We start from the raw sequence: 3,625 nt of genomic DNA on the forward strand, positions 1-3,625 counted from the left end.
GACTCGACGTACGACGACGTGACCGCCTCGGCGGCATCCTCCACGAGTACCGACATGCCGCTTGACCTGCACGGACGAGATTTCCGGCAAGGGCAGTCTCAACTGTGGCCAGCAGCGGTCCATGCGGTTGTTTGGAAGGGATGTTCGCGATTGATGGCAGTGACGCCTACTTGCCCGGCACAGGTCCACTCCAATTCCAGATACCACTCAACATAGTGGTGTCCGCAGTGCGTGGTTATCTCGAAGACCTCGGGATCACTACGGGAAACGGTGTATAAGAATGGCGGACCGGACAGCGTCGGCGAATCGGAATCTAGGTCGAGTTCGTACCTTCGCTCCTCCACGACTGCCATGGGAATCATAAAACCTCCGTCCAGCGGAGGCTCGCGGACTACGACCACAGGTCTCAACGCCCGCAGCAGGACGGCTTGGTCGCAGGCGGCCTCGACATAGAGGCGGACGGTATGGCCACCGAGGGGAGCGTGCCGCCGCCCGTCGCTTGACGAGGCGCTTCCCTTTTCCGCTCCTACCATCGTTGTCACGACCAGCGGGTCGTCCGAGGAGCTTTCTAGGCTCGGCGAATACCGACGCTGGGCGAATCTATGGCCTCGATCGGCAGCCTTTCGATAGTGGTGTTCGGCTTCTGTGGCATCGCCCTGTTGCTCCAGGAGACGACCGAGTTCAAAAATGTCGTCGACATCGTAGCGGGCGCTTGATCGCAGCCGACGTTCCGGATCCGTCATGGTTGCAAACCACAGCGCTTGAGCGGCATCCCGGTAGGGGTGCCATGACTTTTTTCCTGTTGAGAGATCGAGCACCTCGCTCCCGACCGGTAGCGGGTTCGGAGCAAGCGCGAGCCAGCCGATCGTTCCGGTGTTGCGCTGCTCGGGTCGTGGAAGCCCCCGGCTGACGAGCGTTCTCGAGAGGTGTTCGTGGGCGGCCAACAGTGTCACGAACTCGGCAGCGCTGTCGAGACCGTTGCGCAGCAGTTCAAGCAGTTCGCCGGTATAGGCGGTGTTTCTCGCGTTGGCAGGAGACACGGCGGCACGGTTGGCCGCCGTCGATACCAAAGTGCAGGTCCCGGATATCTCTATCTGACCGGCGACCATGCTCTCCACGTCGGCCATCACCTCGATTGCCATTCCAGAGAAACAGCAATCGAGGATTAAAACACGATTCTTGGCGCGTGCGTTGGCGAGAACGCCTCGCAACAACGAGAACGGCAGGCTACTCCACGACACGAGGTCTCGATCGACGCGTGACCCTGGGAGAGATAGGTAGAGCTCGCCGTCCGGCCCAATCAGGCCGTGGCCCGCGAAGTAGACAAGCAACAGGTCCTCGGCAGTTGCAGCCAAGGTTATCAAGTGTTCGCCGATCACCACGCGATCGTCCTGATCGAGCAAGGCAGTGCAGCAGTCGGGCTGCAACCGCGTACCCTGGTCGCTGGTCAGAATCTTGGCCAGGTCCTGAACGTTGTTCTTGATGGCCGGCAGGTCCGGCAGTTCGGAATCCATATAGCTGCTCGTGCCGAGCAGCAGGGCTCGTGACGCCGTCGGATCTGGCAGTCTCACGCTGCCCCCCACCGGTCGTTGAGTAAACTCGTTGCGTGGGTCACTCTGGCAGGCCCGCTAAAGAGGTCGAAGTAGACATCTGCATTACTTCTCCAGCGCCTTCCTCAGCAGTGGCTCGATGTCTTGTGCGGGTGCATCGCGCACACGCACCGTGACAGACTGCCCGTTCTCGTTGGTGACTTCGAGATCGATCGAGGGGCGACGATGCTTGATCCACACCGAGAGCGAGGTCGCAAGCGCCGCCCCGGCGCCGTTGGCGCTCAGCGCCACGAGCAGCACATCGCTGATAGCACCCATCTGTTCAGGCTGGATCGGACCACGCTCTATCGAGACCCGGCCCCGTAGCAGGTCCTCCCGGGACAGCCAGTCGCTCAGTTCGACTAGCGCCGACTGCGCTTGAGCGCCCGACAACCGAATTTTCGTGCTCATAGTCTCTGCTCCCATCAGCAAGCGGTCACCGCTGATCTTGAGTATGTACCCTGGCTCGGATGTGCGCCGCGGAAACCGAACGATGTCCTGTCGGTAGCGCGCTTGGCGGCAGACAGTCGTCCGCCCCGTGCTGAGTGCGGCGAGGGGTTGCTCGGTCGGCCCGACGATCGAACTCAGCGCTGCTTGGGGCTCCGAGTGGCCGGCTTCTCGCCATCGCTGCCAGCAGCGGCATCACCCTACTGATACGACCTGCTCGAAATAGCGTGGGTCGTTCGCCGCGACCATGCGTCCGCCCTGGCCCGCCGTCGCCGCCAGTCGGAGGTGCTGCCGACGACCCTCGCAGCCGCCTGAAGACCAGCACGCTGCCGCTGCCGTTCGGAACAGCGACCATCGACGCCCAACCGAACGGCAAGCGGGATCACTACCACTCTTGCCCCGTGACCTGCGAAAAGAGGATGTGAAACAGCTTCCAAGCAGAATTGCGGCATGACCGTCTTCTCCTGCAGTGCCTGTCAGCAGTGCCTCGGTCCCGACCTCCGGGAAGTGCCGATGCCACCGCCGGTGACAGAGGAAGCCCCGGGGCACAGGTTCCTGCCACCGCTGATGCCGCGGGGGTCGTATGCGATCAGCCCTCATAACGACGTGTTCATCCTCAACCCCAACGACATCTCGGGGGTGACCAGACACCCCGACCGGGGGCGCCTCAATGGATGCTGCGGACTCGACGGCCTGGACGGCCCAAACCTCGTCTGCGATGCCTGCGGAGCCGAGGTCGCCACCCAGCAATCGGATTGCTGGTCTCAACAGCTGATCGCGTTGATCCCGAGCACAGTGGCGACAGCCGTCTCGCCCTCGGCTTGAACTCGTGAAGTTTCGGCAGCACCTGGCACACGTTCGCCGGAACAAGTGCGCTTTAGCGATGCCAACGTTGGTCGTCAGGATGGTGCTCGATTTCAGATACCGCTGGTTGATCACCTGGAACAACGCCGAGGCGCCGTCCTCGGGCAGCGGCAGGTAGCCCAGCTCGTCGATGATCAGGAGCTTGGGACCGGCGAAGAAGTTCATGCAGGTCTTCCAGCGGCCTTCGAGTGCGGCCTTGTGGCACTTGGCCGCGAGTTCCGCGGCGGTGGTGAAGTAGACACGGTTTCCAGCCTCGACCGCGGCCCGGCCGAGTGCGACGGACAGCATGGTCTTGCCGACCCCGGGCGGCCCGACGAACAGGACGTTGGAGGCGTCGTCGAGGAAGCGCAACGTTGCCAGGTCCCGGATGAGCTTCTCGTCGACTCCGGGCTGGGCGGCGAAGTCGAAGTCGTTGAGGGTCCAGGGCTCCGGCAGGCATGCGAACCGCAGCCGGGCGGCGAGACGGCGGGCTTCGGTGGCTTCGACCTCGATCTCCAGCAGCCGTTCCAAGGCTGCGGTCAGCGACATTCGTTCGCTGCGGGCTTGGTCCAGGACCCGGTTCAGTGCTTCGGCTGCGTCGTTGAGTTTGAGGTATGACAGATGGCTCCGCAGCTGCTGGAAGCGTCGTGCTTCACTGAGCTTCTTCGAGTTGGCCGCCGATCAGGTGACGGTCCACGAAGCGCAACGAGCGAGGCCCCCGAGCTGTTGATCGAGATGTCTGACGT

General features: G+C 62.8%; 3 protein-coding genes. All 3 read right to left on the reverse strand.

Annotated elements, in window-relative coordinates:
- Nucleotides 1-98: 98 nt before the first annotated feature.
- The 3 genes from ACWC0C_RS48080 to ACWC0C_RS48090 all read right to left on the reverse strand — a co-directional run bounded on the left by ACWC0C_RS48080 (nt 99) and on the right by ACWC0C_RS48090 (nt 3,512).
- Nucleotides 99-1,571 (reverse strand): caspase, EACC1-associated type, encoded by a 1,473-nt coding sequence (locus ACWC0C_RS48080; RefSeq protein ID WP_450871512.1) that lies wholly within the window; start codon nt 1,569-1,571, stop codon nt 99-101.
- Between the two features lie 84 nt (nt 1,572-1,655).
- Complete coding sequence (locus ACWC0C_RS48085; protein ID WP_449202068.1) at nt 1,656-2,000, reverse strand: effector-associated constant component EACC1; 345 nt, start codon at nt 1,998-2,000, stop codon at nt 1,656-1,658.
- A gap of 231 nt (nt 2,001-2,231) precedes the next feature.
- Nucleotides 2,232-3,512, reverse strand: coding sequence for an ATP-binding protein (locus ACWC0C_RS48090; RefSeq protein WP_450871513.1), 1,281 nt, complete (start codon nt 3,510-3,512; stop codon nt 2,232-2,234).
- Nucleotides 3,513-3,625: the final 113 nt, after the last annotated feature.

This window comes from Streptomyces sp. NPDC001709 (assembly GCF_053596375.1).

What these genes read in the sequence shown, in the direction of transcription:
- ACWC0C_RS48085 (WP_449202068.1), bottom strand. Translation starts at nt 2,000, where the DNA reads ATGAGCACGAAAATTCGGTTGTCGGGCGCTCAAGCGCAGTCGGCGCTA.